Origin of the sequence: Halomonas binhaiensis, assembly GCF_008329985.2 — a bacterium.
GTDB classification, from domain to species: Bacteria; Pseudomonadota; Gammaproteobacteria; order Pseudomonadales; family Halomonadaceae; genus Halomonas; species Halomonas binhaiensis.
In genome coordinates this window covers 2,332,034-2,358,378 of sequence record NZ_CP038437.2, presented here as the reverse complement: position 1 = coordinate 2,358,378, position 26,345 = coordinate 2,332,034, and the positions used below count along the sequence as shown (strand labels likewise).

Annotated in this window: 26 protein-coding genes; 18 read left to right on the top strand and 8 right to left on the bottom strand. The window is 56.8% G+C overall.

Going from position 1 to position 26,345, the window contains the following annotated elements; genetic code table 11:
• Positions 1 to 47 precede the first annotated feature (47 nt).
• Positions 48 to 239: a DUF2909 domain-containing protein gene (locus E4T21_RS10395; RefSeq protein ID WP_149284924.1), complete on the bottom strand. Its 192-nt coding sequence runs from the start codon at positions 237 to 239 to the stop codon at positions 48 to 50.
• Here E4T21_RS10395 and E4T21_RS10390 point away from each other — a divergent pair.
• The 15 genes from E4T21_RS10390 to E4T21_RS10320 all read left to right on the top strand — a co-directional run bounded on the left by E4T21_RS10390 (position 238) and on the right by E4T21_RS10320 (position 14,147).
• The gene (locus E4T21_RS10390) at positions 238 to 1,002 is read left to right on the top strand and encodes an SURF1 family protein (RefSeq protein WP_240349355.1); all 765 of its coding nucleotides are present in this window, start codon (positions 238 to 240) and stop codon (positions 1,000 to 1,002) included. The two genes, E4T21_RS10395 and E4T21_RS10390, sit on opposite strands and share 2 nt — an antisense overlap.
• Before the next feature lie 2 nt (positions 1,003 to 1,004).
• Positions 1,005 to 1,652 carry a hypothetical protein gene (locus E4T21_RS10385; protein ID WP_187775147.1) on the top strand — a complete coding sequence of 216 codons (648 nt, stop codon included), beginning with the start codon at positions 1,005 to 1,007 and terminating at the stop codon, positions 1,650 to 1,652.
• Entirely contained in the window at positions 1,642 to 2,769 is a 1,128-nt protein-coding gene (locus E4T21_RS10380) for a COX15/CtaA family protein (protein ID WP_149284923.1), read from the top strand. The genes E4T21_RS10385 and E4T21_RS10380 overlap by 11 nt, the downstream gene beginning before the upstream one ends.
• Positions 2,762 to 3,673: a heme o synthase gene (gene cyoE, locus E4T21_RS10375; protein ID WP_149284922.1), complete on the top strand. Its 912-nt coding sequence runs from the start codon at positions 2,762 to 2,764 to the stop codon at positions 3,671 to 3,673. Before E4T21_RS10380 ends, cyoE begins: the two co-directional genes overlap by 8 nt.
• Positions 3,674 to 3,780: 107 nt before the next feature.
• Positions 3,781 to 4,248 (top strand): DUF2489 domain-containing protein, encoded by a 468-nt coding sequence (locus tag E4T21_RS10370; RefSeq protein ID WP_149284921.1) that lies wholly within the window; start codon positions 3,781 to 3,783, stop codon positions 4,246 to 4,248.
• 353 nt (positions 4,249 to 4,601) lie between these two features.
• Positions 4,602 to 5,402 carry an OmpA family protein gene (locus tag E4T21_RS10365; RefSeq protein ID WP_149284920.1) on the top strand — a complete coding sequence of 267 codons (801 nt, stop codon included), beginning with the start codon at positions 4,602 to 4,604 and terminating at the stop codon, positions 5,400 to 5,402.
• Positions 5,403 to 5,629: 227 nt separating this feature from the next.
• A complete protein-coding gene (gene thrS / locus E4T21_RS10360; RefSeq protein WP_149284919.1) occupies positions 5,630 to 7,528 on the top strand; it encodes a threonine--tRNA ligase in 1,899 nt (632 codons plus the stop codon).
• 144 nt (positions 7,529 to 7,672) lie between these two features.
• The gene (gene infC, locus E4T21_RS10355) at positions 7,673 to 8,212 is read left to right on the top strand and encodes a translation initiation factor IF-3 (RefSeq protein WP_300309536.1); all 540 of its coding nucleotides are present in this window, start codon (positions 7,673 to 7,675) and stop codon (positions 8,210 to 8,212) included.
• A 98-nt stretch (positions 8,213 to 8,310) separates the two neighbouring features.
• Positions 8,311 to 8,505 carry a 50S ribosomal protein L35 gene (gene rpmI / locus E4T21_RS10350; RefSeq protein WP_021817420.1) on the top strand — a complete coding sequence of 65 codons (195 nt, stop codon included), beginning with the start codon at positions 8,311 to 8,313 and terminating at the stop codon, positions 8,503 to 8,505.
• 36 nt (positions 8,506 to 8,541) lie between these two features.
• Positions 8,542 to 8,895, top strand: coding sequence for a 50S ribosomal protein L20 (rplT, locus tag E4T21_RS10345; protein ID WP_149284917.1), 354 nt, complete (start codon positions 8,542 to 8,544; stop codon positions 8,893 to 8,895).
• A gap of 129 nt (positions 8,896 to 9,024) precedes the next feature.
• On the top strand, positions 9,025 to 10,044 hold the full coding sequence (gene pheS, locus E4T21_RS10340) for a phenylalanine--tRNA ligase subunit alpha (RefSeq protein ID WP_149284916.1): 1,020 nt from the start codon (positions 9,025 to 9,027) through the stop codon (positions 10,042 to 10,044).
• A gap of 42 nt (positions 10,045 to 10,086) precedes the next feature.
• Positions 10,087 to 12,468 (top strand): phenylalanine--tRNA ligase subunit beta, encoded by a 2,382-nt coding sequence (gene pheT / locus E4T21_RS10335; RefSeq protein ID WP_149284915.1) that lies wholly within the window; start codon positions 10,087 to 10,089, stop codon positions 12,466 to 12,468.
• A gap of 68 nt (positions 12,469 to 12,536) precedes the next feature.
• Positions 12,537 to 12,839 carry an integration host factor subunit alpha gene (ihfA, locus tag E4T21_RS10330; protein WP_149287141.1) on the top strand — a complete coding sequence of 101 codons (303 nt, stop codon included), beginning with the start codon at positions 12,537 to 12,539 and terminating at the stop codon, positions 12,837 to 12,839.
• Between the two features lie 463 nt (positions 12,840 to 13,302).
• A complete protein-coding gene (locus E4T21_RS10325) occupies positions 13,303 to 13,764 on the top strand; it encodes a flavodoxin (protein WP_149284914.1) in 462 nt (153 codons plus the stop codon).
• Positions 13,764 to 14,147 carry a hypothetical protein gene (locus E4T21_RS10320; protein ID WP_149284913.1) on the top strand — a complete coding sequence of 128 codons (384 nt, stop codon included), beginning with the start codon at positions 13,764 to 13,766 and terminating at the stop codon, positions 14,145 to 14,147. Before E4T21_RS10325 ends, E4T21_RS10320 begins: the two co-directional genes overlap by 1 nt.
• Positions 14,148 to 14,254: 107 nt before the next feature.
• Here the strand turns inward: E4T21_RS10320 and ppnN are convergent, their stop codons facing one another.
• Both ppnN and E4T21_RS10310 read right to left on the bottom strand, forming a co-directional pair.
• Complete coding sequence (ppnN, locus tag E4T21_RS10315) at positions 14,255 to 15,616, bottom strand: nucleotide 5'-monophosphate nucleosidase PpnN (protein WP_149284912.1); 1,362 nt, start codon at positions 15,614 to 15,616, stop codon at positions 14,255 to 14,257.
• A 14-nt stretch (positions 15,617 to 15,630) separates the two neighbouring features.
• Positions 15,631 to 15,921 (bottom strand): YfcL family protein, encoded by a 291-nt coding sequence (locus E4T21_RS10310; protein WP_149284911.1) that lies wholly within the window; start codon positions 15,919 to 15,921, stop codon positions 15,631 to 15,633.
• A gap of 145 nt (positions 15,922 to 16,066) precedes the next feature.
• Between E4T21_RS10310 and E4T21_RS10305 the strand changes: the two genes are divergently transcribed.
• Positions 16,067 to 16,975, top strand: coding sequence for a LysR family transcriptional regulator (locus tag E4T21_RS10305; protein WP_149287140.1), 909 nt, complete (start codon positions 16,067 to 16,069; stop codon positions 16,973 to 16,975).
• A gap of 142 nt (positions 16,976 to 17,117) precedes the next feature.
• Here the strand turns inward: E4T21_RS10305 and gcvP are convergent, their stop codons facing one another.
• Both gcvP and gcvH read right to left on the bottom strand, forming a co-directional pair.
• The gene (gene gcvP, locus E4T21_RS10300; protein ID WP_149284910.1) at positions 17,118 to 20,012 is read right to left on the bottom strand and encodes an aminomethyl-transferring glycine dehydrogenase; all 2,895 of its coding nucleotides are present in this window, start codon (positions 20,010 to 20,012) and stop codon (positions 17,118 to 17,120) included.
• A 103-nt stretch (positions 20,013 to 20,115) separates the two neighbouring features.
• On the bottom strand, positions 20,116 to 20,508 hold the full coding sequence (gcvH, locus tag E4T21_RS10295) for a glycine cleavage system protein GcvH (protein ID WP_149284909.1): 393 nt from the start codon (positions 20,506 to 20,508) through the stop codon (positions 20,116 to 20,118).
• A gap of 540 nt (positions 20,509 to 21,048) precedes the next feature.
• Here gcvH and E4T21_RS10290 point away from each other — a divergent pair.
• Both E4T21_RS10290 and gcvT read left to right on the top strand, forming a co-directional pair.
• The gene (locus E4T21_RS10290) at positions 21,049 to 22,440 is read left to right on the top strand and encodes an alanine/glycine:cation symporter family protein (protein WP_149284908.1); all 1,392 of its coding nucleotides are present in this window, start codon (positions 21,049 to 21,051) and stop codon (positions 22,438 to 22,440) included.
• 68 nt (positions 22,441 to 22,508) lie between these two features.
• The gene (gene gcvT, locus E4T21_RS10285; protein ID WP_149284907.1) at positions 22,509 to 23,618 is read left to right on the top strand and encodes a glycine cleavage system aminomethyltransferase GcvT; all 1,110 of its coding nucleotides are present in this window, start codon (positions 22,509 to 22,511) and stop codon (positions 23,616 to 23,618) included.
• 238 nt (positions 23,619 to 23,856) lie between these two features.
• Here the strand turns inward: gcvT and E4T21_RS10280 are convergent, their stop codons facing one another.
• The 3 genes from E4T21_RS10280 to E4T21_RS10270 all read right to left on the bottom strand — a co-directional run bounded on the left by E4T21_RS10280 (position 23,857) and on the right by E4T21_RS10270 (position 26,280).
• Positions 23,857 to 24,432, bottom strand: coding sequence for an alpha-ketoglutarate-dependent dioxygenase AlkB family protein (locus E4T21_RS10280; protein ID WP_149284906.1), 576 nt, complete (start codon positions 24,430 to 24,432; stop codon positions 23,857 to 23,859).
• Positions 24,433 to 24,572: 140 nt separating this feature from the next.
• Positions 24,573 to 25,148, bottom strand: coding sequence for a phosphatase PAP2 family protein (locus E4T21_RS10275; RefSeq protein ID WP_149284905.1), 576 nt, complete (start codon positions 25,146 to 25,148; stop codon positions 24,573 to 24,575).
• Positions 25,120 to 26,280 carry a glycosyltransferase family 4 protein gene (locus tag E4T21_RS10270; RefSeq protein WP_149284904.1) on the bottom strand — a complete coding sequence of 387 codons (1,161 nt, stop codon included), beginning with the start codon at positions 26,278 to 26,280 and terminating at the stop codon, positions 25,120 to 25,122. Before E4T21_RS10270 ends, E4T21_RS10275 begins: the two co-directional genes overlap by 29 nt.
• Between the last annotated feature and the right edge of the window lie 65 nt (positions 26,281 to 26,345).

Sequence of the window (26,345 nt, the reverse complement as noted above, 5' to 3'; positions counted from 1 at the left end):
ACTACACCCTATAACGCCATCTTGTGGCTTAAGAGAAATAGGAGATATCAACCGAGTTCGCCAAGATAGAAGCCATAAAAAAGAAGGATGAGCAGCACGCTGGCCAGGGCGACGCGAATCTTCAGGGATGTCAGCAGGCGGTGTGATTTGCTGCCGTCCTTGAGCAGAAAACCAACGCCTGCGGCAAGACTGGCCAGCATGGCAATGAATACGACGGCAATCAGGAGCTTGATCAGCATGATGGGGTTCCGTTCCGATTCGAAAAGTTCTCCAGAGACAGGCAAGCAAGTGCCAGGCAGGCGTCTGGTGTTGTGGTGCGTGTTATGCGCCTCGCTCGCTGTTCTGGGCGTGTACCTAGGAATATGGCAGTGGGAACGGGCAGCCGACAAGCAGGCATATCTGGAAGCATTGGCCGAAGCTCCCCGAATAGAGGCACCCAAGGCGAAGCCGGTCGATGGTACAAAGCTGCTTCTGCGAGGCCGGTTCGAGGCCGAGCGGACCTTGTTCCTGGACAATGTGACCCATGACGGTCATCTCGGTGTTGCTGTTCTGACTCCCTTTATAGACGAGATCGGTCAGCGCTGGCTTGTCGATCGCGGTTTCCTGGAAACAGGTGTCTCTCGAACGGACCCGACAGTCTCCACGCCAGGCAGTGAAGTGGTCATTGAAGGTCGCTGGCAGGCCGCGGGCCATCAGGCTCCCGTGTTCGGGGATGTGATGGAAGGCAAGCGCCTGCAGCGTATTGAGCCTGATGCCTGGGCAGAACCTTTTTCCTGGGCGGGTTGGGTGCATCAGGAGAAAGGCAAGGGAAATCTACCCTACTGGTGGGTCGCAAGCGTGCTGCCCCCTGAGCGTCATCTTGCCTATGCTTTTCAGTGGTGGGGATTGACCTTGGTGGCCCTGGTAGCGTTGGTCATTGGTGCACGGCGCTTGCTTATGGATAAGCGTGGACGCATCCGCAAAGAAGGGTGCAAGGCAGTATCGCAGACGACGGAGACATGAGAATGACTCGGATCGGCCCAAGGACGAAGCTCATTGCACTATTCGCCATTTTTGCGCTGCCTATGCTGGTGGCCTGGGCAATGGTGACCTGGAGAGTCGGCATCCCGGATGAACGCACTGCCCATGGTCGCCTTGACCCTGATTTGCCCGCATTGGCTACCTGGCCTGTCGATACTGCCACCAAGCAAGGTGTTCGGGATTGGGTCCTGGTGTATGCCTGCTCTGAGTCATGTGACCAGGAGGCTGACCGGTGGTGGCGTCTACACCGAGCCTTGGGCAAGGATGCCGATCGTCTCAGTCGGGTGAGAATCGGTGGAAAGGCCCCAGTGCTTCCTGGCGAGAGCGCCACTCATTGGCAGGGAGCCGTTCCATCCTGGGCATCTCCAGGCACTGCATGGATCAGCGATCCTGCAGGAAGGGTCGTGCTTCAATATGGTGCCGGCATCGAGACAGCGCTTGTGCTCGATGATATTGAAAAGCTGTTCAAGATGAATCCTGAGCCTGAGCGGGCCGAAGTCAGGGACGAGCGTGAACCGATCGTAGTGGTTGGTGATGATGATTCCGATGATATGGCCGTGGAACAGAGTGGTATGGCTGTGGAGCAGAACGGTATGACTCGGGATGCAGAGGAGGTAGGCCATGAAAGCTAATGGCGGATCTGCACATGCTTCTCGTCATCATATTGGGCGTTCGCACCGTATTGGATTGGTGAGCAGCTATAGCAAAGCCAGTCTGTCCCGCTTGAGCCTGCTCAGGATGATGAGCCTGTGTGGGGTACTGTTCGCTGCCATCGTGATCTTGGCGGGTGCCTGGACACGATTGTTGGATGCAGGGCTGGGATGCCCGGATTGGCCCGGATGTTATGGCGCGCTCGTTGTACCAGGGCAAGATGTGGCGAATCTACATAGTCCCGATGTTGCCTTCGAAGCCTCCAAAGCATGGATGGAGATGATTCATCGTTATCTTGCCATGACACTCGGGATACTGGTCGTGGCCCTGGTCCTGTTGAGCTGGCGCCTGCGTCACCTGCGTGGTTTTCCATGGCGTTTGATCGTGGGGATGCTGCTGCTGATGATGGTGCAGGGGGCATTCGGAGCCTTTACCGTTACCCTGAAACTTTGGCCCCAGGTAGTGACTTTGCATTTGCTCGGTGGCCTGGCTGTGATGACGGCCTTCCTGTGGCTGTATCTGCGCCTTCGTGGGGTGAGTCGTGGCCAGCGGCGTTTGGCGCGTCGCCGCATCGGCTTGCTGTGGAAGCTGGCAGGAGCGGTTCTGGTGCTCCAGTTGGCGCTGGGGGGCTGGACTTCCAGTAACTACGCGGGCATTGCATGTTATGGCGTGCCTACCTGCAACGCACAGTGGTGGCCGGAAACAGACTGGGGCGAGGGTTTTCATCTTACCCAGAACGTAGGGCCGAACTATCTGTATGGCCAACTGCATACCGAGGCACGCACGACCATTCATTTCGCCCATCGGCTGGGGGCTGCAGCATTGGCAGTGCTGCTGATGGTGCTCATCGTGCGTCATTGGCGGGAATCAGAGATACGACCTTGGTTGGCAAGTCTTGGTGCGGCGCTCGTGTTGCAGGCAGGACTGGGGGCGGCGAATGTAGTGTTGTGGCTACCGCCGGGCTTGGCGCTGATGCATACGGCAGGCGCGATACTACTGGTCTTTTCCTTCGTCTTGGTGTGCTGGAAGCGGCGTTATACTGAAGTGGCGCCGCCCAGGCAGTCCCTGGCCAGGCCGGAGGATTGGTTATATGCGTGATACATGGGCGGTAGGAGATGCAACTTCACAGGCACTGTGGCGTGACCTGATAGCGCTGTGCAAATGGCGTGTGGTAGCGGTGATGCTGGTCTGCGCTCTCGTCGGAATGCTGCTCGCAGCGCCATTGCCTTCCCTGCATACCGTTGTGTTCGGCTTGTCTGGTATAGGCTTGGCGGCTGCGGGCGCAGCGGCAATCAATCATGTCGTCGACCGACGCCTCGATGCCGCTATGCTGCGTACCTCTGGAAGGCCGCTGGCGGCTGGCCGTCTCCCGCCTTCGCTGGCATTGCTCTGGGCGCTGCTGCTTTCCGTTGCAGGAGTGCTGCTGCTGGCTCTTCTGGTAAATGGATTGACGGCCTGGCTGACATTGGCATCGCTGATGGGATATGCGCTGGTCTACACCATTTTCCTGAAGCGCGCCACACCTCAGAACATCGTCATTGGAGGCGTTGCCGGAGCAGCGCCTCCCTTGCTTGGCTGGACCAGTGTCACCGGGCACTTGGCAGCAGAGCCTCTATTGTTGATGCTGATCATCTTTGCCTGGACACCACCACACTTCTGGGCCCTGGCTATCCATAAGCGTGATGAATATGCCGCCGCTGGTGTACCCATGCTGCCTGTGACTCATGGTGATGAATTCACTCGGCTGCAGGTATGGCTGTATGGCTGGCTGACAGTGGCAGCAACCTTGATGCCTTTTTCCATTGGTATGGCAGGGTGGCCCTACCTTGTTGGTGCCTGTCTCCTCAATATACGTTTCATGACCTGGAACCTGCGGGTATGGCGGGGCAAGGATGACAAGGCTCCATTGCTGGCCTTCTGGTTTTCCATTCGTTATCTCCTCGCTATCTTTGGCCTGCTTCTACTGGATCACTACCTGTCCTTGTCCGGTTCGATCAACTGAATATCGAGGTTGTTTCATGCTTATATGAGAATGAGTTCGGTCCAGTTCCTACCGAAGGCCAGGGTGGGTGTGTAAAATGCCGCTTTTTGCCTATTGCGAGGAGCATCATGTCGACGACTCTGGCCCTCAGCCTGCTGATTTTGGGTGTTGTGATCATTCTGGCATTGGCCTGGTATGCCCTGGTGCTGCAGAAGGAAGTGAAGAGGAGGGAGGCGTTTCGTCATGAGGAGGAACGCATGGCACGGGCAAATGGCCTGGAAAACCTGGAGCTTGTTGCTGCTGCTTTGCTTCAGGGGCAAGTAGATATCACCGAAGGGGCCTGGCGCTGCAAGGTATTGCTGGAGCTGCTTGATCCATCACTACCTTATCGCCAGGAATTCCGCATCTTTGCAGAAGTGTATGAACAGACCCGTCATCTTCATACACATCAGGCGCGCAAGGATTTAACCCCGAAAGCGCGCTTTGAGGAAGACAAGCAGCGAATCGCTGTTGAGGACTCAAGCCGGGATGAAGTTCTCAAAGCTGCACAGTCGGTACTCGACTTTCGCGCAAATTACCCCGAGAGTCTAAACTAACTTATCGCGAACACTGTTCGACTCGCTTATGATGTATTAGAGCTGTTTGCACAATTCATTACCGACAAGATGCGTTTTCTCGCTTATATGGGTTTGATTGTGTAGAGGTGATACGTCATCATTGCGTAGTGCAAGGGATTGGGCCCCCAAGGGATATGTCATGGCGGGCTCGGTGGTGGTAAGTAGTGAAATGTTTGCGTCATTCAGACTGGCTGGACGGGACATTTCGTACTTTATCTTGCCAGCGAGGAAACAGCGAACCTATCCTGTTTCCCATTCGGCACAATTTTGGATCGCTGAAATAGTCGGATTTCGGTTATTCAGCACAGAGTGTCAAAAAGAAGGAGTCTTACATGAAAAAATCAACGACTGGCTTGTTGCTCGGCTCTGCTCTGGTTGTCGGCCTGTCTGGCTGTGCCACTTCTGGTGCCCAGTCTTCCTACGATCAGAAAGCCTGGTACAACCATCCGCTGGTGTGTGGTGTTGCCGGTGGTCTGATCGGCGGTGGCATTGGTTACGGTACTGCCAGCGACAGCGACGAAGATAAGGGTGCTGCTGTTGGTGCTACTCTGGGTACTATTGCTGGCGCGCTGCTGTGTGCCGAGCCGAACGCTGAAGAACCGGCGGCTGCTCCGCTCGACTCCGATGGCGATGGCGTCACTGATGACATCGACGAGTGTCCGGGTACCCCGGCTGGCGTTGCCGTTGACGCGGTAGGCTGCCCGCTGGATTCCGACGGTGACGGCGTGCCGGACTTCCAGGACCAGTGCCCGGGTACTCCGGCTGGCGTCAAGGTCAACTCTCTGGGTTGTGAAGATGATGTCGCCCTGCGTGGTGTCAACTTCGAATTCGACTCTGCCAAGCTGACTCCTGCCGCCGAGCAGAACCTGATGCATGTGGCTGAAGTGCTGCGCAACAACCCGAACGTCAACGTGCGTATCGAAGGTTACACCGACTCTACCGGTGCTGCTTCTTACAACCAGAAGCTGTCTGAAGCTCGTGCTATCTCCGTTGCCAACTTCCTGGCTAGCCAGGGTGTTAACCCGCAGCGCATGAGTGCTGCTGGCTACGGCGAAGAGAACCCGGTCGCTTCCAACGACACCGACCAGGGTCGTGCTGAAAACCGTCGCGTCATGCTGGGCGAGCAGCGTTAATCCTCTGCTGAGCATGATTATCCTGTCCTAGGACGGGATAGTGACGACAACGAGGCGCCTCCGGGCGCCTCGTTTTTTTGCCTGCTCTGCATGGAGCATATCGCCATCGCTGAGCGTGGCGTCGGTGGGGGCTGTTCTGCTACCCTAGTGCGCTGTTTCCCCCGCGACTCAATCTGCGACATGTGATCCTTGGTATGGATCACCACTGTGCGAGAAAGGATATTTTCATGCCCATCGTGACACTGCCTGATGGCAGTCAGAGAACTTTCGATGAACCCGTCAGCGTTATGGCTCTGGCCGAAAGCATCGGTCCAGGACTTGCCAAGGCTTGTGTAGCCGGCAAGATCGACGGCGTATTGGTAGACGCCGCGGACATGATCGATCACGACGCTGAGGTGGCGATCATTACGGCGCGTGACGAAGAAGGACAGGAAATTATTCGACATTCCTGTGCTCACTTGATCGGTCATGCCGTCAAGCAGCTCTATCCCAATGCCAAGATGGCCATCGGACCGGTTATCGATGATGGCTTCTATTATGACATCGACTTTGGCGAGTCAATCACGCCGGATGACCTCGAAAAGATCGAAAGCCGCATGAAGCAGCTGATCGATGAGGAATACGACGTCGTTCGCGAGTACGTGGATGCTGACAAGGCCATGAAGACGTTTGTCGAGCGTGATGAACCCTACAAGCAGGAAATCGTACGCGAGATTCCTGCAGGAGAGACGATTCGTCTCTATCATCACCAGGAATATACCGACATGTGTCGCGGGCCTCATGTGCCCAACACCCGTCATCTCAAGGCATTCAAGTTGACCAAGCTGGCGGGTGCCTATTGGCGTGGTAATTCCGACAACGCCATGCTGACCCGTATTTACGGTACTGCCTGGGGTGACAAGAAGCAGCTCAAGGCTTATATCAAGCGCATAGAAGAAGCCGAAAAGCGTGATCACCGCAAGCTGGCGCGTCGTCTAGACCTGTTCCATATGCAGGAAGAGGCGCCGGGCATGGTGTTTTGGCACCCCAATGGCTGGACGTTATGGCAAGTGGTTGAGCAGTACATGCGTGGCGTTTATAAGGACGGTGGCTATCAGGAAATTCGCTGTCCGCAAATCATGGATGTCTCCTTGTGGAAGAAGTCCGGCCATTGGGACAACTATGCCGATGGCATGTTCTTTACTGAGTCGGAAAAGCGTGAATATGCCCTTAAACCGATGAACTGCCCAGGGCATGTGCAGGTCTTCAATTCAGGGTTGCGTAGCTACCGTGAACTGCCGGTGCGCTTTGGTGAGTTCGGTGGCTGTCACCGCAATGAGCCTTCCGGCGCATTGCATGGCATCATGCGTGTACGAGCCTTCACCCAAGACGACGGTCATGTCTTTTGTACCGAGGAGCAAGTCGAGTCGGAAGTCACCAACTTCCATCGTCAGGCCCTTAAGGTCTATAGCGACTTTGGTTTTGAAGATATCGCCATCAAGATTGCCTTGCGCCCAGACAAGCGAATTGGTGAAGATGATGTCTGGGATCGTGCCGAGAATGCTCTGCGTAGCGCCCTGCAGGCCTGTGATGTCGAATGGCAGGAGCTACCGGGCGAGGGTGCTTTCTATGGTCCCAAGATCGAATACCATATGAAGGACTGTCTGGGGCGTGAATGGCAAGTAGGCACCATGCAGGTCGATTTCATGATGCCAAGCAGGCTTGGCGCTCAATATGTGACGGAAGAAGGTGAGCGTAAGCCTCCGGTTATGCTGCACCGTGCCATCGTCGGTTCCATGGAGCGCTTCATCGGCATCCTGATCGAGCACTATGCCGGGGCCATGCCGCTGTGGCTGTCGCCGGAGCAGGCTGTCGTCATGATCATCACCGATGCACAGAAGTCCTATGCGGAGAATTTGACGGCGCGACTGCAAAAAATCGGCCTGCGCGTCAAGTCGGACTTGAGGAACGAGAAGATCGGCTTTAAAATCCGCGAGCATACTTTGCAGAAGGTCCCCTATCTCCTGGTTGTGGGAGATAAGGAAGTCGAGGCCGACTCGGTGGCTGTGCGTACGCGCAGCGGCGAAAATCTGGGCACCATGAGCGTGGATGCCTTCATCGAGAGAGTCAAGGCCGAGCGGTACTAGGGGATTTACTGTACATCTGTCGTACATTGAGTTCAGTGTATATCGAGTTCAGTGTATATTGAGTTCAGTAATTTCCTGACGAGGAGTGATCATGCGATCGCTCTTCGGTGCGACATCTTCCAAGGCTAAAGTGGAGACGGAACCATCAAGCGCAGCAACCCCAGAGGACGCCCTCAGGACAAGCGTCCGCCAATGAACGAGCGCATCACCGAGGATCAGGTTCGCCTGATCGCGGCCGACGGCGAACAGTTGGGCATCGTTGATACTAGCGAGGCCCTTGAGCGAGCCGAAGCCGAGGGGTTGGATCTCGTCCAGATTTCCAATGCCGATCCAATCGTTTGCAAGATCATGGATTACGGCAAGTTCGTCTTTGAGCAGAAGAAACAGAAAGCGGCTCAAAAGAAGAAGCAGAAGCAAATCCAGGTCAAGGAAGTCAAATTCCGTCCTGGCACTGACGAGGGAGACTATCAGGTCAAGTTGAAAAACCTGATTCGCTTCCTCGAAGGTGGCGACAAGGGCAAGGTCACCCTGCGTTTCCGTGGGCGTGAAATGGCGCATCAGGACCTCGGCCGCAAGCTGATGGAACGTATCGCCGCGGATCTCGAGGACATCGGGACCGTGGAGTCCTTCCCCAAGATGGAAGGGCGCCAGATGATCATGATCATTGCCCCCAAGAAGAAGTGATCCGACGGCCCGTCAAACGGATCGACGATAGCGCTGCTTATGGCGCTATCGCCGATTGGCCCCGGATTTTCTAAAAAACTCGAGCGGAGTTCATCCTCATGCCGAAGATCAAAAGTAATAGCGGTGCTGCCAAGCGCTTCAAGAAGACTGCCAACGGCTTCAAGCACAAGCAGTCCTTCCGTAGCCATATTCTGACCAAGAAGTCCACCAAGCGTAAGCGTCAGCTGCGTGGCATGCAGCAGATTCACGATGCCGACAAGGCTCTCGTGCGTCGCATGTTGCCGTACATCTAATCCTTGGTGAAACTCATTTAACGTCAGGAGAGTGCTATGACTCGTGTCAAGCGTGGTGTCGTCGCCCGTCGTCGTCACAAGAAGATCTTGAAGCAGGCCAAGGGTTACTACGGTGCCCGTTCACGCGTATTCCGCGTCGCCAAGCAGGCCGTCATCAAAGCCGGTCAGTATGCCTATCGTGACCGCCGCCAGCGCAAGCGCCAGTTCCGTGCCCTGTGGATCCAGCGGATCAACGCAGGTGCCCGTCTGAACGGTATGTCCTACAGCCGTTTCGTCGGTGGCTTGAAGAAGGCGGGTATCGAAATCGACCGTAAGGTCCTGGCCGACCTGGCTGTTCACGAGAAAGCGGCTTTTGCTGCTATCGTGGAAAAGGCCAAGGCTGCCCAGTAAGCGCGACCGATTAGCGGATGATATTCCCGCCATCGGGGATATCCATCCATGATCGCCCAGGGGAAGAGCAGCCGCTCTTCCCCTGTTTTTTTGTTTCCATTGCAAGACAACGATATCGGAGCTCTACGGATGGACCACCTTCCCGAACTGGTTCAACAAGCTCGCGAGGCCATCCAGGCCGCCGACGGCATGGCCGCGCTCGACGAGATCCGAGTGCGCTATCTGGGCAAGAAAGGTGAGCTGACTGCTCTGCTCAAGGGGCTTGGCAAGCTTCCTCCGGCGGAGCGCCCTGCTGCAGGTGAGCGCATCAATCAGGCCAAGCAGGAGCTCGCCACGGAGCTTGAAGGTCGCCGCACTGCATTGGCCAAGGCTGAACTGGATGCCCGGCTGGCGGAAGAGCGTGTCGACGTCACCTTGCCTGGTCGAGGCCAGCCCACCGGCGGCCTGCACCCGGTGACTCGTACTCTGGAGCGTATCGAATCGCTCTTCGCTCGCATTGGCTATGATGTGGCTGTAGGGCCGGAACTCGAAGATGATTACCATAACTTCGAGGCACTCAATATTCCTTCCCATCACCCAGCACGGGGGATGGCTGATACCTTTTATTTCGATGCCACTCGTCTGTTGCGTACGCATACCTCGCCGGTACAGGTGCGTACGATGAAAGATGGCGAACCTCCGATCCGCATCGTCTGCCCGGGGCGGGTCTATCGCAGTGACTCGGATCTGACCCATACCCCCATGTTCCACCAGGTGGAAGGGCTGCTCATTGACGAGGGCATCAGCTTTGCTGATCTCAAGGGGACCATTGAGGATTTCCTGCATGCCTTCTTTGAGCGCGATGATCTGTCGGTGCGTTTCCGTCCGTCTTACTTCCCGTTCACCGAGCCATCGGCTGAGGTCGATATTGAATGTGTGATGTGCTCTGGTGATGGCTGCCGGGTGTGTTCTCACACGGGCTGGCTCGAGGTCATGGGGTGTGGCATGGTCCACCCGGAAGTGTTCCGCCATGGCGGTATCGATGCCGAGAAATACACAGGCTTTGCCTTCGGTATGGGGGCTGAGCGTCTGGCCATGCTGCGATACGGCGTGAACGACCTGCGCCTGTTCTTCGACAACGATCTGCGATTCCTGCGTCAGTTCCACTGATACGCCGAACGCTGAGTACGAGAACAGGATTAAGGAGTCGAGATGAAAGTTTCCGAACAGTGGCTGCGTGAATGGGTTTCTCCGCAGCTGTCTACCCAGGGTATCGCTGACCAGATCACCATGGCTGGTCTTGAAGTCGATGCGGTTGAGCCTGTGGCCCAGGCATTCACCGGGATCGTGGTTGCCGAAGTGGTCGAGAAGTCCCAGCATCCGGACGCAGACAAGCTCAATGTATGCCAGGTTGAAGATGGCAGTGGCGAGCGCGTTCAGGTGGTTTGCGGAGCGCCCAATGTGGCTGTTGGCCAGCGAATTCCCTTTGCCCAGGTAGGTGCTGTATTACCAGGTGATTTCAAGATCAAGAAGGCCAAGCTGCGCGGTGTCGAATCCCGTGGCATGATCTGCTCTGCCTCGGAAATCGGGCTGGAAGAAGGTAAGTCTGAGGGCATCCTGGTGTTGCCAGATGATGCTCCGGTGGGTACGGATATTCGCGAATACCTGGACCTGGATGACCACACCATTGAGGTGGACCTGACACCGAACCGTGGTGATTGCCTCAGCGTCAAGGGGATGGCGCGTGAAGTCGGGGTGCTCAACCGTTTGCCCTTGACGCCCCCCAAGGCGGTTGAAGTACCAGCTGTTCACGACGAACTCTTCGAGGTGCGCGTCGAGGACTTCGAGCGCTGCCCGCGCTATATCGGGCGCCTGATCAAGAACGTCAATGTTGCGGCTGAGACGCCGACCTGGATGGTGGAGCGCCTGCGTCGTAGCGGAGTGCGTAGTATCGATCCTGTCGTAGACGTCACCAACTACGTGATGCTCGAGCTGGGGCAGCCATTGCATGCCTTTGACCGCAGCAACTTGCATGGTGCTGTCATCGTGCGTCTGGCGCGCCAGGGAGAGGAGCTGGTACTGCTGGATGGCCAGACCGTCAAGCTGAAGCCGACAACCCTGGTGATCGCCGATGAGAATGGCCCCTTGGCCTTGGCCGGCATCATGGGGGGTGAGCATTCCGGTGTTTCCGCGGAGACTCGCGATATCTTCCTGGAAGGGGCCTATTTCACTCCATTGGCAGTAGCTGGCCAGGCGCGTAACTATGGTCTGCACACCGATGCCTCTCATCGATTCGAAAGAGGGGTTGACCCTGAGCTGACGCATGCCGCCATAGAGCGTGCCACGGAACTCCTGCTGTCGATTTGTGGTGGTCAGCCTGGGCCGCTCAATGAGGCGGTCAGTGACGTCCATTTGCCCGCACCGCGCGAGGTAACCTTGCGCGCAGGGCGCCTGGCAAGTGCCTTGAGCAAGCAGCTTGATGCCGCTGAGGTCGCCGAAATCCTTGAGCGTCTGGGTATGGCAGTGGAATCGATCGAGGACGGCTGGACGGTCAAGGTGCCGAGCTGGCGATTCGACATTTCCATTGAAGAAGACCTGATCGAGGAAGTGGCGCGTATTCACGGCTACAACAAGCTGCCGGTGCGTCGTCCTGCCATGCGCATGGCACTCAAGGCCGACGGTGAAAGCAGAAGCCCGTTGTCTCGCTTGCGTCGCCATATGGTGGCCCGAGGGTATCAGGAAGCGATCACCTACAGTTTCGTTGCTCCTGAGCTGCAGCGTACATTGCTGCCTGATGCCGTCTCCCCGGTATTGGCCAACCCGATTTCGGCTGATCTGTCGGTGATGCGAGCCAGTCTGTTCCCGGGCCTGGTGCGCGCACTGGAGCACAACCTCAATCGCCAGCAGACCCGCGTTCGCCTGTTTGAAAGTGGCTTGGTGTTCCGGGGAGAGCTGGATAGTCTCGAGCAGTTGCCGATGTTCGGTGCTCTGGTATGTGGTGCTCGTTATCCCGAAGGTTGGAGCGGGGGGCGTGACAAGGTCGACTTCTTTGACCTCAAGGGCGATCTGGAAAGCCTGCTGGAAGTGGCGGGAGATATGGAATCCTGGCGCTTTGAACCTGGCTCACACCCGGCGCTGCATCCGGGCCAGTGCGCACGTATTCTGCATTGTGGCGAGGAAGCTGGATGGATCGGGACCTTGCACCCAGCGGTCAAGGCGGCCCTGGGTCTCAAGGCCGACGCTATGCTCTTCGAGGTGCGCCTGGATGCGCTGAGCCAAGGACATATCCCGGCCTTTAAGCCATTGTCACGTTTCCCTGAGGTACGTCGAGACCTGGCATTCGTGATTGATGAAACGCTGCCGATCGAAGCGCTGCGTGATGTCGTGCGAGGTGAAGCCGGTGAATGGCTCACTGAAGTTGGCCTTTTCGATGTATATCAGGGTAAAGGTGTAACCGAAGGGCATAAGAGTGTCGCTTTGGGCTTGACCTGGCAACATCCTTCGCGCACGCTAAATGACGAGGAAATCAATCAGTTGGTCGATGCCATCGTAACGACAGCTCAGCAACGACTGAATGCGGAGCTGCGTGCTTGAGCACTGCGGGCCGGAATGCCGCCAGGAAAGCGGACGGTTGGCGCGACCATCACCATGAGGATGAAAACATGGGAGCGTTGACCAAGGCAGAACTGGCCGAGCGCCTGCACTTGGAGCTCGGTTTGTCCAAGCGGGAAGCGAAGTCCATGGTGGAAGCTTTCTTCGAGGAAATCCGTGCCTGCCTGCGCGAAAATGAACAGGTCAAGCTGTCCGGTTTCGGCAACTTCGACTTGCGAGACAAGCGCGAGCGTCCTGGACGCAACCCCAAGACTGGCGAAGAGATTCCGATTTCCGCGCGGCGGGTGGTGACTTTCCGACCGGGGCAGAAACTCAAGAGTCAAGTGGGGCATCCTGACGACGAGGAAGAGTGATCTTCAGGAGGTCTCCGGGGGCGATTGGCCTTGTGTGACTGAATGCATGTGATCGATGGGTACTGTCTCCTTCTTCAATGATGGAGGCAGTGCCATTGTTCATGTGCGTTCTATCGTTGTCGTTTGTATATGTCGTTTGTATATGCCGGATTACGTGTATCTCCTCACGAATACGCGAGTTCTCGCTTGCGTGATAGAATCCGAGCGAAATACTAAAGTTCAATCTCAGGAACTTCTCAATAAGTCGTCGAGAGGGGCAAGCACAAGGCCCGAACGTAGACTCGAAATGAAACGGATAACACCTGAAAGGGTGGCCTCGAAAGGAACGAGGAACCGTGAAACATGAGTCAACCGAGCATAGGTTATGTGAGGGGAGGTCGGGCTGGCGTATGCATCGCATCACGCAGTGATTGGCCTGTGCAGGCAGTTTATGAGAGGTTCCCTCAGTCATTAAGGGCATTGCATGCCTACACTCAAGATCCTTGTTGGCACCATGTATGGCGGTGCACTTGATGTTGCCGAGCAGGTCAAGCCGTTGTTTGAAGATGCCGGTTATGAAGTCGCCGTACTTGAGCAACCGACACTTGTCGATATTGTTGAAGATACTGATCTGGCATTGTTCTGTACTTCAACCACGGGCAGCGGAGATTTTCCGGGCAATATCGTGCCTTTTGTACGTGAGCTCCAGGAGAAGAGTCCGGGGTTGCCCAATCTGCGTTATGGCCTGATTGCTCTGGGCGATAGCTCCTATGGCGACACATTCTGTGGTGCCGGGCGGCGCCTGGATGAATTGCTTCAGGAGCAAGGGGCCATGCGTCTGGGCGAACGCCTGGAAATCGATGCCATGGAAACCTTCATGGCCGATGATGCTGCCTTGCCTTGGGTCGAATCCTGGATTGCCAGCCAGAATCTGAAGGTGGCGTGATGTCAAAGGATAAAAGCGCTCGGCCTATTGGCAGTCCTGTGCGTCTCAGCATCATGCTGGGGCTGATGATGGTGATGGCATTGACCTTGCCGCGTTATATCAAGGAAGGCCACGCCAATCAGGAAACTCTGGGCTGGGTGGTTATCGCCGTTCTGGCATTGGTGAGCCTGTTGCAGTGGAAGTTGCTGGATGGAGAAGGGCGGTCCCACCTCAAACCTCTGCTGCTGACTCTTGTAGGTTGCATGGTGGTTGGTCTCGCTGGTGTCATGCTCTACAAGGTGATTGCGGGAGGTGCGGTTCTTAGTGTGATGACCTTGTCCCAGGGGGCTACGGCGGGGCTGTTGTTGCATGCTGTTGCATTGTTGCTCAGAAAACGGCGGTAATGGTCCAGAGTGGTACTCAGCCGAGCGCCGGCGGAGCGCGTCGAATATGAAGAACCCCTACCAGATCTGGCAGGGGTTCTTCATTTTAGCCTTGAGCTCGATGCATCCTAGCCCAGTGTATAGCAAGGCGTGTATTCGCCAGCCAGCTTCATTCGTCCTTGTGCCACGAAGGAGCTTAGCAGGTCATCCAGCCTGGCCATCAGATCAGGCTCGGCGCTCAGGCAGAAGGGGCCGTGAGCTTCGATGGCCCGAATACCCTGTTCCTTGACATTACCGGCAACGATACCCGAAAACGCGCGGCGCAGGTTCGCTGCCAGCTCGTGCTTGGGAAGGTCGCGATTGAGAGCCAGGCTCGCCATATTGGCATGGGTCGGGACGAAAGGCTCCTGGAAGTTGCGGTCGATGGTAAGGCGCCAGTTGAAGTGGAAGGCATCCTGTCGTGCACGGCGGTATTCAGTGACCTCTGCGATCTTCTCATGCATCAGTCGAGCAACGCGAACCGGGTCATCGACTACGATGGTGTACAGGTCGCGCACCGACTCGCCCAAGGTATAGACGAGGAATTCATCAATGCGCTGGAAGTATTCCTTGGCGCTGGCAGGGCCGGAGAATACGACGGGAAGCGCCATGTCGGTATTGTCTGGGTGCAGCAGGATACCGAGCAGATAGAGAATCTCTTCAGCTGTCCCCACGCCGCCAGGGAAGACGATAATGCCATGTCCCAAGCGCACGAAAGCCTCGAGGCGCTTTTCGATATCCGGCATCACCACAAGTTCATTGACGATAGGGTTGGGAGCCTCCGCCGCAATGATGCCTGGTTCGGAAACCCCCAGATAACGGGCAGGGTAACGACGCTGCTTGGCATGGGCGACATTAGCCCCTTTCATGGGACCTTTCATGGCGCCAGGCCCGCATCCCGTGCAGATGTCCAGATCGCGAAGGCCAAGATGGTATCCCACATCCTTGGTGTATTCGTATTCCTCCCGCGAGATTGAGTGACCGCCCCAGCACACGACAAGGCTGGGGTCCAGCCCCGGTTTCAAGGTGCCTGCCTTGCGCAATATATGGAAAACCGCGTTGGTGGTGCCTTCTGCAGTGGATAGGTCGAAGCGTGCTTGAGTCTGGATTTCGTTGTAGACGTAGACGATATCCCGCAGCACCGAGGACAGGTGCTCGCGAATGCCGCGAATCATGCGGCCATCGACAAAGGCGTCAGTCGGAGCATTGACCAGCTTGAGACGAACGCCACGGTCCTGCTGCAGGACCTCGATATCGAAGTCCGGATATGTCTCGAGAAGTGCCAGGCCGTCATCAATAGGGCTGCCACTGTTGAGCACTGCCAGAGCACATCGTCTGAGCAGCTCATGGAGACCGGTTTGCGAGGTGTCGCGAAGCCGGTTGACCTCATGTTGAGAGAGAATTTCGAGACTGCCTTCGGGAGAAATCGTGGCAGAAATGGTCTCTGGCATCTGAAGCTTCCTTGTCAGATTCGATTGGCCTGTTCACAGGCCTGGTTGAAGAGCTGGCGTACAGCGGCTTGGTCAGCATCGCTCATGCCGTCCTGGGCAAAGGTGTTATTCAACCATTCATGGAAAACACTATCGAACTCTTCACCCTCGACCTCTTCGGGGCTGTAGTCGAGTTGGTCCACCACCAGGGGGATCTGCGGAATCAGATAACCCAGCGGGAACAGGTCTTCGGCGCTGGCCTCTCTCTCCATGGCGATCAAGGCGTCATGAATGGCGTTGGCGCGGGCGGCGATGGGGTCGTGCATGGTTGTGGACTCTTGTCTGAGTGAGCAATGGAAGAGGCTTTTTACTGGCACCATGCTATCACGTGGAACCCTTGTGAGCAGCGCTGTGGTGGGGAGTCATCTGGAAAGTGGTAAGATAAGAACGCTCGATGCCCTGGACCTGTCTATGTTCAATGCCCAGTACTTCAGAACCTTCATTACTCTCGTAGAGACCGGAAGCTTTACCCGGACGGCGCAACGTCTCGAAATGACCCAACCTGGAGTCAGTCAACATGTGCGTAAACTCGAGCAATATCTGGGCAAGCCTCTGCTGGAACGTCATGGGCGGCGCATCGGTCTGACCGAGGCCGGGCGCAGGGCTTATGACTATGCGCTCAGGTTATTTGCCGAACACGAGCAGTTCCGTCACTCCCTGGATGATGACAGCCTCTACAGCGGCGAATGCCGTATCGCCTCACCGGGAAGTGTCGGCCTTATGTTGTATCCCTTCATTCTTGGCCAGCAGCAGCTCAATCCCGGACTGACGGTGTCCTACCATTTCGCATTTCACCACGAGATCATCAGTGACGTCCTTGCCGGGCGTCATGATATCGGTATCGTTTCCGAAGCCGTGCGCCACACAGATCTCGATTGTGCATCCTGGCATGAAGAGCCACTCAGCCTGGTTGTGCCGGCTGACTTCGCAGGGACGACACTGCAGGATCTTGCCAGTCTGGGGTTCATCAACTATTCCGATGGTCTGGACAAGGCGAGCATCTTGTTACGTGCCAATTTTCCAGCAGAGTTTCGCAGCATGAACTTGTTCCCACAGCAAGGGTTCAGCAATGAAGTTGGCCTGGTACTGGATGCCGTTGCACGGGGGTTAGGGTTCAGCGTGGTATCGCGCATGGTGCTGGAAACGTCGCCATGGCAGCGTCAGGTGCGTGAAATCGCACTGACTCAGCCAGTGGAGGAAACGTTCTATCTGATCAGTCGCCGTGGCGTTACCGTACCCAGCCGTTACCACTGTTTGTTCGAGACATTCTGTGAACAGCGATACCTCGAGCGATTTGGCCATTCTGTCAGTGAGGGTTGATACCAAGACCAGGAGATACCAAGATCAGGATATCATCACGGTCAGGTTGCCATTAAAGTTGATGCCTGCAAGACGACGACACCCCGCCATGGCGGGGTGTCGTGTTTCAACGTGCTAGCCGCATCGCTGCAGGCAGGTTCAATCAGTCGCGGTATTCGTCAATGCTGGGGCAAGTGCAGATCAACTGACGATCGCCCAGTACATTGTCGACGCGATTGACTGCTGGCCAGTACTTGGCCGCCTTGACTGCTTCTGACGGGAACGCCCCTGTTTCCCGGGAATAGGCACGGTTCCAGTCACTATCCATCAGGTCGGCCATGGTATGAGGGGCATGGACCAGAGGATTGTCTTCAATAGGCCACTCGCCGCTCTGTACTTTGGCTACTTCCTTGCGGATGGCAATCATGGCATCACAGAAACGATCCAGCTCATAAAGCGACTCAGATTCGGTCGGCTCGATCATCAGTGTTCCCGGCACGGGAAAGGACATGGTCGGCGCGTGGAAGCCGTAATCCATCAGGCGCTTGGCGATATCTTCTTCACTGATGCCAGACTCGGCCTTGAGCGGGCGGATATCGATGATGCATTCGTGGGCCACGGTGCCGTTGGAGCCCTTGTAAAGCACGGGGTAATGAGGCTCCAGGCGCTTGGCAATGTAATTGGCGCCCAGAATAGCCAGTTCAGTGGCTTCGCGCAGGCCGCGAGCGCCCATCATCTTGATGTACGCCCAGGAGATCGGCAGGATCAGGGCGGAGCCAAAGGCAGCAGCAGATACCGCACCGGAATCTGGTTCAACACCTTCCAACGGCGTCACCACGTGATTGGAGACATAAGGCGCCAGGTGGGCCTTGACACCAATCGGCCCCATGCCCGGACCGCCGCCGCCATGCGGGATGCAGAACGTCTTGTGCAGGTTGAGGTGGGAAACATCACCGCCAAAGTCGCCAGGACGGGCGATACCGACCTGAGCGTTCATATTGGCGCCATCGACATACACCTGGCCGCCGTGGGAGTGAACGATCTCGCAAGCCTCGCGCACCCCTTCCTCGAAGACTCCATGGGTGGAAGGGTAGGTCAGCATGATGGCGGAAAGGTCGTTGGCATGCTGCTCAGCCTTGTTGCGCAGGTCTGTCAGATCGATGTTGCCCGCTTCGTCACATTCAACCACGACGACTTTCATGCTGCACATGGCGGCAGATGCCGGGTTGGTACCATGGGCGGAGCTTGGAATCAGGCACACATTGCGGTGTCCTTGTCCCTGGGCAGCCTGGTAGCGACGGATGGCCATCAGGCCGGCGTATTCTCCCTGGGCACCGGAGTTTGGCTGCATGGAGATGTGATCATAGCCAGTGATTTCCACCAGAAACGCGGCCAGCTCGCCGATCATCTGACGGTATCCGGCAACTTGATCGGAAGGCGCGAAGGGGTGAATACGCGCGAATTCCGGCCAGGTGATCGGCATCATTTCAGTCGTCGCGTTGAGCTTCATGGTGCATGAACCCAGTGGGATCATGGCATTGGCCAGCGACAGGTCCTTGTTTTCCAGGCGCTTGAGATAGCGCAGCATTTCCGTTTCGCTGCGGTAGCGCTTGAAGGTCGGGTGGTCGAGGAAGTCGCTTTCGCGCTCGTTTCCTGCAGGAACACCGGTAGCCTTGGTAGCGAGTACTGCGTCATCCAGCTCACGTACTCCCAGCCCATGTTCATCACCCAGCAGCACATCGAACAGGGCGTCGAGATCATGAGCGGTAGTGGTTTCGTCGAGGCTGACGCCCACATCACCGTTATCGAAGTAACGCAGATTGAGCTCGAGGGTCATGGCCCGACCGTGAATCTTGCCAGCGTCGACAGCAGTGAGACGCAGAGTATCGAACCAGCTGTCGTTGGCGAGTTGTACGCCTTTCTGCTTGAGCCCTTCAGCAAGGATGGTGGTCAGGCGATGAATACGACCGGCGATGGTGCGCAGACCTTCAGCGCCATGGTAGACCGCATAGAAGCCAGCGATGTTGGCCAGCAGTGCCTGGGCGGTACAGATATTGGAAGTGGCCTTCTCGCGGCGGATATGCTGCTCGCGGGTCTGCATGGCCATGCGCAGGGCAGTATTGCCGCGTGCATCCTTGGAAACCCCGATGATACGCCCTGGAATGGAACGCTTGAGCTTGTCCGTAGTAGCAAAGAAGGCGGCATGTGGGCCACCGAAGCCCATGGGCACGCCGAAGCGCTGGGAAGAACCGAGTACGATATCGGCTCCCAGTGCACCAGGCTCCTTGAGCAGAACCAGCGCCATCAGATCGGTTGCCACGGCGGTCATGATGCCCTTGGCCTTGGCAGTTTCCAGCAATCTGGCAATGTCGTGGACCTTGCCATCGTTGCCCGGATACTGAATCAGAGCGCCGAAGACATCGTGATCGGCCAAGGTATCGGCCGGACCGGTGATGACGTCGAAACCGAAACCATCGGCACGGGTGCGTATGACGTCAAGCGTCTGCGGGAAGACATCATCGGCGACAAAGAAGGCGTTACTCTTGCTCTTCTTGTTGGCGCGCTGGCAAAGCGCCATGGCCTCAGCTGCGGCGGTGGCCTCGTCGAGAAGGGAAGCGTTGGCCAGCTCCATACCCGTCAGGTCCATGACCATCTGCTGGAAGTTGAGCAAGCCTTCCAGGCGACCTTGGGAGATTTCCGGCTGATAAGGTGTATATGCGGTGTACCAGCCCGGGTTTTCCAGCACATTGCGCTGGATGACGGCAGGCAGGTGAGTGTCGTAGTAACCCTGGCCGATATAGCTCTTGGCGACACGGTTCTGGCGTGCCAGTCGGTAAAGATAGTCGAGCGCTTCTGCCTCGGCCTTGGGAGGATCAAGATCCAGCTCGCGACCGAGACGAATGTTTGCAGGAACAGTCTTGTCGATCAACGCTTCCACGTTACCGAGATCCAAGGCCGACAGCATGGCGGCCTTATCGGCCGCGTGCGGTCCATTGTGACGTCGAATGAAGGCATCATGATCGGCCAGTTCGGCCAAGCGGCGTTTATCAAAAGCCATGGAACACCCTGGTAGCGTGAAGGTTGGAGGAGCGACAAGAGAAGGGCCGGAGAGGTATGACGGCCGGCCCTTTCCCGCAAAGGTTTTTCAAGGCTGGCGGCAATCAGCCTTCGGCATCGACAACAGCCTGATAGGCATCCGCATCGAGCAGCTCGTCGAGAGCGCTGGAGTCTTCGATACGAAGCTTGAGAATCCAGCCGTCTCCATAGGGAGAATCGTTGACAGTTTCCGGTGCGTCTTCCAGGCCTTCATTGACTTCGACGACCTCTCCGTCCAGCGGAGCATAGAGATCAGACGCAGCCTTGACGGATTCAATGACGCCGAACTCGTCGCCTTTGTTCAGGCTGCTACCGACTTCGGGGAGTTCGACGAACACCACGTCGCCGAGAGATTCCTGTGCGTGATCAGTGATGCCAATGGTCACGGTGCCGTCACCGTTGTCCTGGATCCACTCATGGCTATCAACGTAGCGAAGATTGGCGGGAATTGAGCTCATCACGATTTCCTATACGAAAAAGGTTTACCGGTTTCGCGCATGCTAACGCCAAATTCGGCGTTTGGCGAGTCTGGATATGAAGAAAGAGCGCAGAAAGTGGCTGCCGGCGTCCTTCTTCAATGGACAAGAGTGGAACGACTCGCGGCCTTCGTCCAGTGTCGAGCGAAAGAATCCAGGCAGATAGAGGTATACCGGCTTATGGCAGGCCGGGAAAGCATGTTTCTGGTGGCCGTATCGCTGGACTATATTGCTGTTCAGAGAAGCGTAAAGAAGCATTGCCAAGTGGTTGCGATGGCTCTATGGTGCACGAAGTTTCCAATAGGAAAACACGGGCGTGAGTTTTGAAATTGAGGCAGAAGCGCGTGCGGATTTACAGCGTGGACCGGAGAATCTGTGCGGTCCCGGCAGTATCCGCTATGGTATGCGGGTCCGCATTGTCGATATTGCCATCAGGAGCCTCTTCCGCCGTACTTTCGTCCGTTAAGGTCAAGGCTCCTTCGGCAGTGCATAACAACAAGTCCTGATACAAGGGAGACTTCCGTGGAAACACTTACTAATATCTTCACCGCCATCAATGGTGTGGTCTGGGGGCCGTTGATGCTGATCCTGTTGCTCGGGGTTGGTATCTATCTGCAATTGGGCTTGAAGCTGTTGCCGATTCGTAAGCTCGGCATGGGCTTCAAGCTGATGTGGGCGGGCCGGGATGGGAAGGCTGGGGCGAAGGCAGAAGATGGGGAAGTGTCTCCGTTCAATGCCCTGATGACGGCTCTGTCTGCCACTATCGGTACCGGTAACATCGCAGGTGTGGCCACCGCTATTGCCCTGGGGGGGCCAGGCGCTGTGTTCTGGATGTGGATCACAGCACTGGTAGGCATGGCGACCAAGTTCTCCGAAGCCGTTCTGGCAGTGCGCTATCGCGAGACCGACGAGAACGGTTACCACATCGGTGGTCCGATGTTCTACATCAAGAATGGCCTGGGTCAGAAGTGGGCCTGGTTGGGCGGCCTGTTCGCCTTCTTTGGTGCCATCGCGGCCTTTGGCATCGGCAACACCGTACAGTCCAACTCTGTGGCAGATGCCTTGGCATCGAGCTTCAGCATTCCCCATTGGCTCACTGGTGTGGTCCTGATGGTGCTTTCTGGTGCGGTAATTCTTGGCGGGATCAAGCGTATCGCCAAGGTGGCCGGTAAGCTGGTCCCGATCATGGGTATCGCCTATATCGCAGCAGGCCTGGTGGTTCTGGCCATCAACGCTGAGCACATTGGTGCTGCTTTCGCTAGCATCTTCACCTATGCCTTCAACCCGCATGCCGCTGCTGGGGGTTTTGCTGGTGCTGCAGTCATGGCCGCCATTCGTTTCGGTGTAGCTCGCGGCATCTTTTCTAACGAAGCAGGCTTGGGTAGTGCTCCTATCGCCCACGCGGCAGCCCAGACCAAGAATCCAGTGCGTCAGGGCCTGATTGCCATGCTCGGTACTTTCATCGATACCATCATGGTCTGCTCTATTACCGCTCTGGTCATCCTGACCGCTCCGGTGTGGCTAACGGGCGAGGAAGGCGCGTCTCTGACGGCGCTGTCGTTCGACAATGCGCTGTCTGGTGCCGGTCAGTATATCGTTGCCATTGCGCTGGCCGTCTTTGCCTTCACCACGATTCTGGGCTGGTCCTTCTACGGTGAGAAGTGTTTCCAGTACCTTTTCGGCACACGCTCGATCATGATCTATCGCGTCCTGTTCGTGCTGGCCGTGCCGCTGGGTGCCGTTGCCAAACTGGGATTCATCTGGCTGATGGCCGATACCTTCAACGCCATGATGGCCATTCCCAACCTGATTGCCCTGGCACTGTTGTCGCCGGTGGTCTTCAAGCTGACCAAGGACTACTTCGACGGCAAGGACGTTCTGCCGGGCGAAGATCTCAACCACGACAAATCCTGAGCAAACTCCACAGGGCAATCCAGGTTGCCCAGTGGGGCAGTACTCCATAATCGATGAGTGAAAACGCCATGAGTGACCTCAAGACGACTCCGCTTCACGCCCTGCACCAGGAACTGGGTGCCAGGATGGTGCCCTTTGCGGGATATGACATGCCTGTGCAGTATCCGTTGGGGGTCAAGAAGGAACATGAACACACCCGGACTGCCTGTGGTCTGTTCGACGTCTCGCACATGGCGCAAGTTCTGATTCGTGGGGAGGAGCCTCTGGCCGCACTGGAACGTCTGGTATGTGCCGACCTGGTAGACCTGCCGGAGGGTATGCAGCGCTATGGTCTGTTTACCAATGATCAGGGCGGTATTCTCGATGACCTGATGGTCGTCAATGCTGGTGATCATGTCTATATGGTGGTCAACGCTGCTTGCCGTGAGCAGGATGAGGCGCATTTGCGGGTAGGCTTGCCTCATCACGATATTGACGTCGTGGAGCGGGGTCTGTTGGCCATCCAGGGACCGAAGACTGCCGAAGTGATGGAGCGTCTGTGTCCCGAGGCATGCAAGCTGGTGTTCATGCAACATGGGCGCTTTGACATTGATGGCATCCCGGTATGGGTGAGCCGCAGTGGCTATACCGGTGAGGATGGCTTCGAGATTTCTGTCGCGGCAGAACAGACGGAAGCGCTGGCCCGCTTGCTGCTGGCGCAGGAAGAGGTCGAGGCCATTGGTCTGGGAGCGCGCGATTCGTTGCGTCTGGAAGCGGGTCTGTGTCTGTATGGTCATGACATCGATACGACGACGACCCCTGCAGAGGCTGGCTTGATCTGGGCTGTCGGCAAGTCCCGCCGGAATGGTGGCGAACGAGAAGGCGGTTTCCCTGGTGCCGATGTGATACTGAAGCAGATTGCCAGCAAGAGCCAGCAGCGCAAGCGGGTCGGCCTGCTTGGCGAAGGTCGTGCCCCGGTACGTGAAGGTGCTGAGCTCTATAGTGACGATGGCGAGCGTCTGGGACAGGTGACATCAGGTGGCTTCGGTCCTTCGGTGGGCAAGCCGGTGGCGATGGGCTATGTCAATCTCTCCCATGCGGAAATCGGTACCACCGTATACGCTGAAGTGCGTGGCAAGCGCCTGCCGATGCTAGTCACGAAGATGCCAGTGATCACACCGGGATATTATCGGGGTTAAATTTGTGAGCTACGAGCTACGAGCTACGAGCTACGAGCTACGAGCTGTAAGCCGTAAGCTTTAAGCAATGAGCTCAGGCACCAAGTGAAAGCCCCTGCAGTGATCGAACTGCAGGGGCTTTCTCGTGAGGTGCCATGTATTGCATGGGGTCAGGCCATGACAGGATACTGCTGGCTTACCGCTTACCGCTTACCGCTTACCGCTTACCGCTTACCGCTTACCGCTTACCGCTTACCGCTTACCGCTCGATCCAGCGAAACGTCAGGTTGATTCTTTGTCCAGCGATCTTGCGGGGCAGCAGGGCATGCTCCAGGCGTTCTTGAACCCCTGGCCCCATCACCAGCAGGCTGCCATGTTCCAGCCAGGTATTGAAAGAAGGCTCGGAACGATCTTTCCAGCGCCAGCGAAGTGGGCGGCAACTTCCTAGGCTGATGGAAGCTATGCAGGGGGTATTTCCCAGCTCTGGTTCGTTATCACTATGCCAGCCCATGCGTTCACTACCGTCGCAGTAGCGATTGAGCAGGACACTGTTGAAACGATAGGGCGCCAACTGTTGTTCCAGCCGTTGACGAATCTGTTCCACGCGAGGGTGCCAGGGCTCTGGAGCGAACATCTGTCCAGAATAACGGTAGTGGCAATCACCCATCCATACCTGCTGGCGCGGAATGGGGTGTTCCTTGCCGTACAGTCTGAGACTAGGGCGCTGCCAATCGAGCTGGTGACTTAGCGTCGCAAGCAAGTCGTCAGCTTCCTCGGAGGGAAGAAAGTTGCCGATATATGTCAGAGGAGGTGATGTCAGGATCGAGCTATGCATCCTCCGAGCATACTTGCGCGTCAATGTCCTGACCAGCGTGTGTACGAGCAGACATTGCCATTATGCTGGCGCTTGTTTCACCACCTTCTTTTATTTCATCACCATCTTTCACGGCATCGGAAGGAGATGCAGTGAATCCATCAAGGGGCTGTGATGCTGATGACTTCCTGTACGGGCGACAACGCCAGGTTGAGCTGGGCAAAACCGTAACCCAGCAGAGCTCCTGCAAGAACGTCACTGATGTAGTGCAATCCCAGGCCGACTCTTGAAATGGCGATCAGTATTGCAATGGGAGCGAGCCACGGCAGCAGGGTTGGGGCATGGGTGGCTACCAGTGCACAGAACATGACGGCGTGCATGGTATGGCCGCTGGGAAAGCTGTACCGGTCGCGAGCAGGTTCGCTGCAGGTAATGCTGCCGCCAAAGGTGATGAAGGGGCGTTCGCGGCACAAGCGCGTCTTGACCAGCTTGTAGACAGCAATGGCTGCCAGAGCGGTCAGGGCATATTCGAGCATCAGACGCAAGCCGATGTCGCGGCCATGAATGGCGGGCTGCGCCAGAATCAAGGCGACCCAGAGAGGCCAGTCTCCTGCCTTGCTGGCCAACTTCAACGTCATCAGCCAGGGTTGATGAATACTCCATCCAGCCATGCGCTGGCAGAGATGCCATTCGATCATGTCGAGTCGGTCAAACACCTGCGGGGTTCGAGATCTCATTGTGGGACTCCCGTGCGCTAAGGTGAGTGTTGAGGAAGGTCTCGGCAATGGCCGGCCAGCGGTAAGACAAGGCACGTTCTCTTGCGGCACGTCCTAGACGTGCATAGCGCGCCTGCTGTTGACACAGTTCGGCAGCAGCGAGACGAAAACCGGCAGGGTCGTTTGCTGCCAGCTGGAGTCCATCCTCGTCATGACTGATCAACTCAGCACCAGCTGCGTGACGGAAGGCAACGACAGCCAGGCCGCTGGCCATGGCTTCCAGCACGACGTTGCCCCAGGTCTCGGACAGTGAAGGGAAGATGAAGATATCGGCACTGGCGTAGTGTGAGGGCAGTTCCTCGGCACTGATGAAACCCGTGAAGATGGCATCTGGCAGGGCTTTTTCCAGGCCTGCACGTCCCGGGCCATCGCCAACGATGACCAGGCGCATGTCCGGGCGGGCTTCCAGCATGTCGAGAAACGTATCGCGCAACAGGTCCAGGTTCTTCTCTGGTGCCAGGCGTCCCACATACAAGGCAACAGGTTGATGAGGGCCGGCTCCCCAATGGTCTCGCAGTGCTTGATTGCGCTTGGTGGGATCGAAGTTCTGACCATCGATACCGCGTGCCATCACGTTGACTCGCTCGAAACCGAGGGCGCTCAGTTCCTGGGCCTGCTGATGCGTGGGCACCAGGGTGGCAGCACAGCGGTTGTGGAAATGGCGCAGACGGCTGCGAACCACGGGGGCCATCCAGGGAACGCCGTAATCCTGGCAATAGTGGTCGAAGTTGGTGTGCCACCCGCTGACTACGGGAATCGACATGCGTTCTGCTGCACGCAGGGCAGACCAACCCAATGGGCCTTCGGTTGCGACATAAACGGCATCTGGTCGCTGTTGTTTCCATAACTGACGGATCTTGCCCGCCGCAGGCCAGCCAATACGCACTTCCTTGTAGCCCGGCACGGACATCCCACGTACCTGTAGCTCGTTTTCCATGCCTTCGGCTCTGGGAGCCTGCGGGTCGGCTGGTCGTGGACGAACCAGTTGCAGCGTGACGCCACGAGCTCTCAGTTCTCGACTGATATTGCCCAACGTGTGGGCGACACCGTTGATATCAGGAGACCAGGTTTCGCTGACCAGACAAATGCGCATGGAATTCCTCGTGCCAATTAAGCTATTCGAGCTGTTATCGACACAAGATTGAAGTCATCAAATGA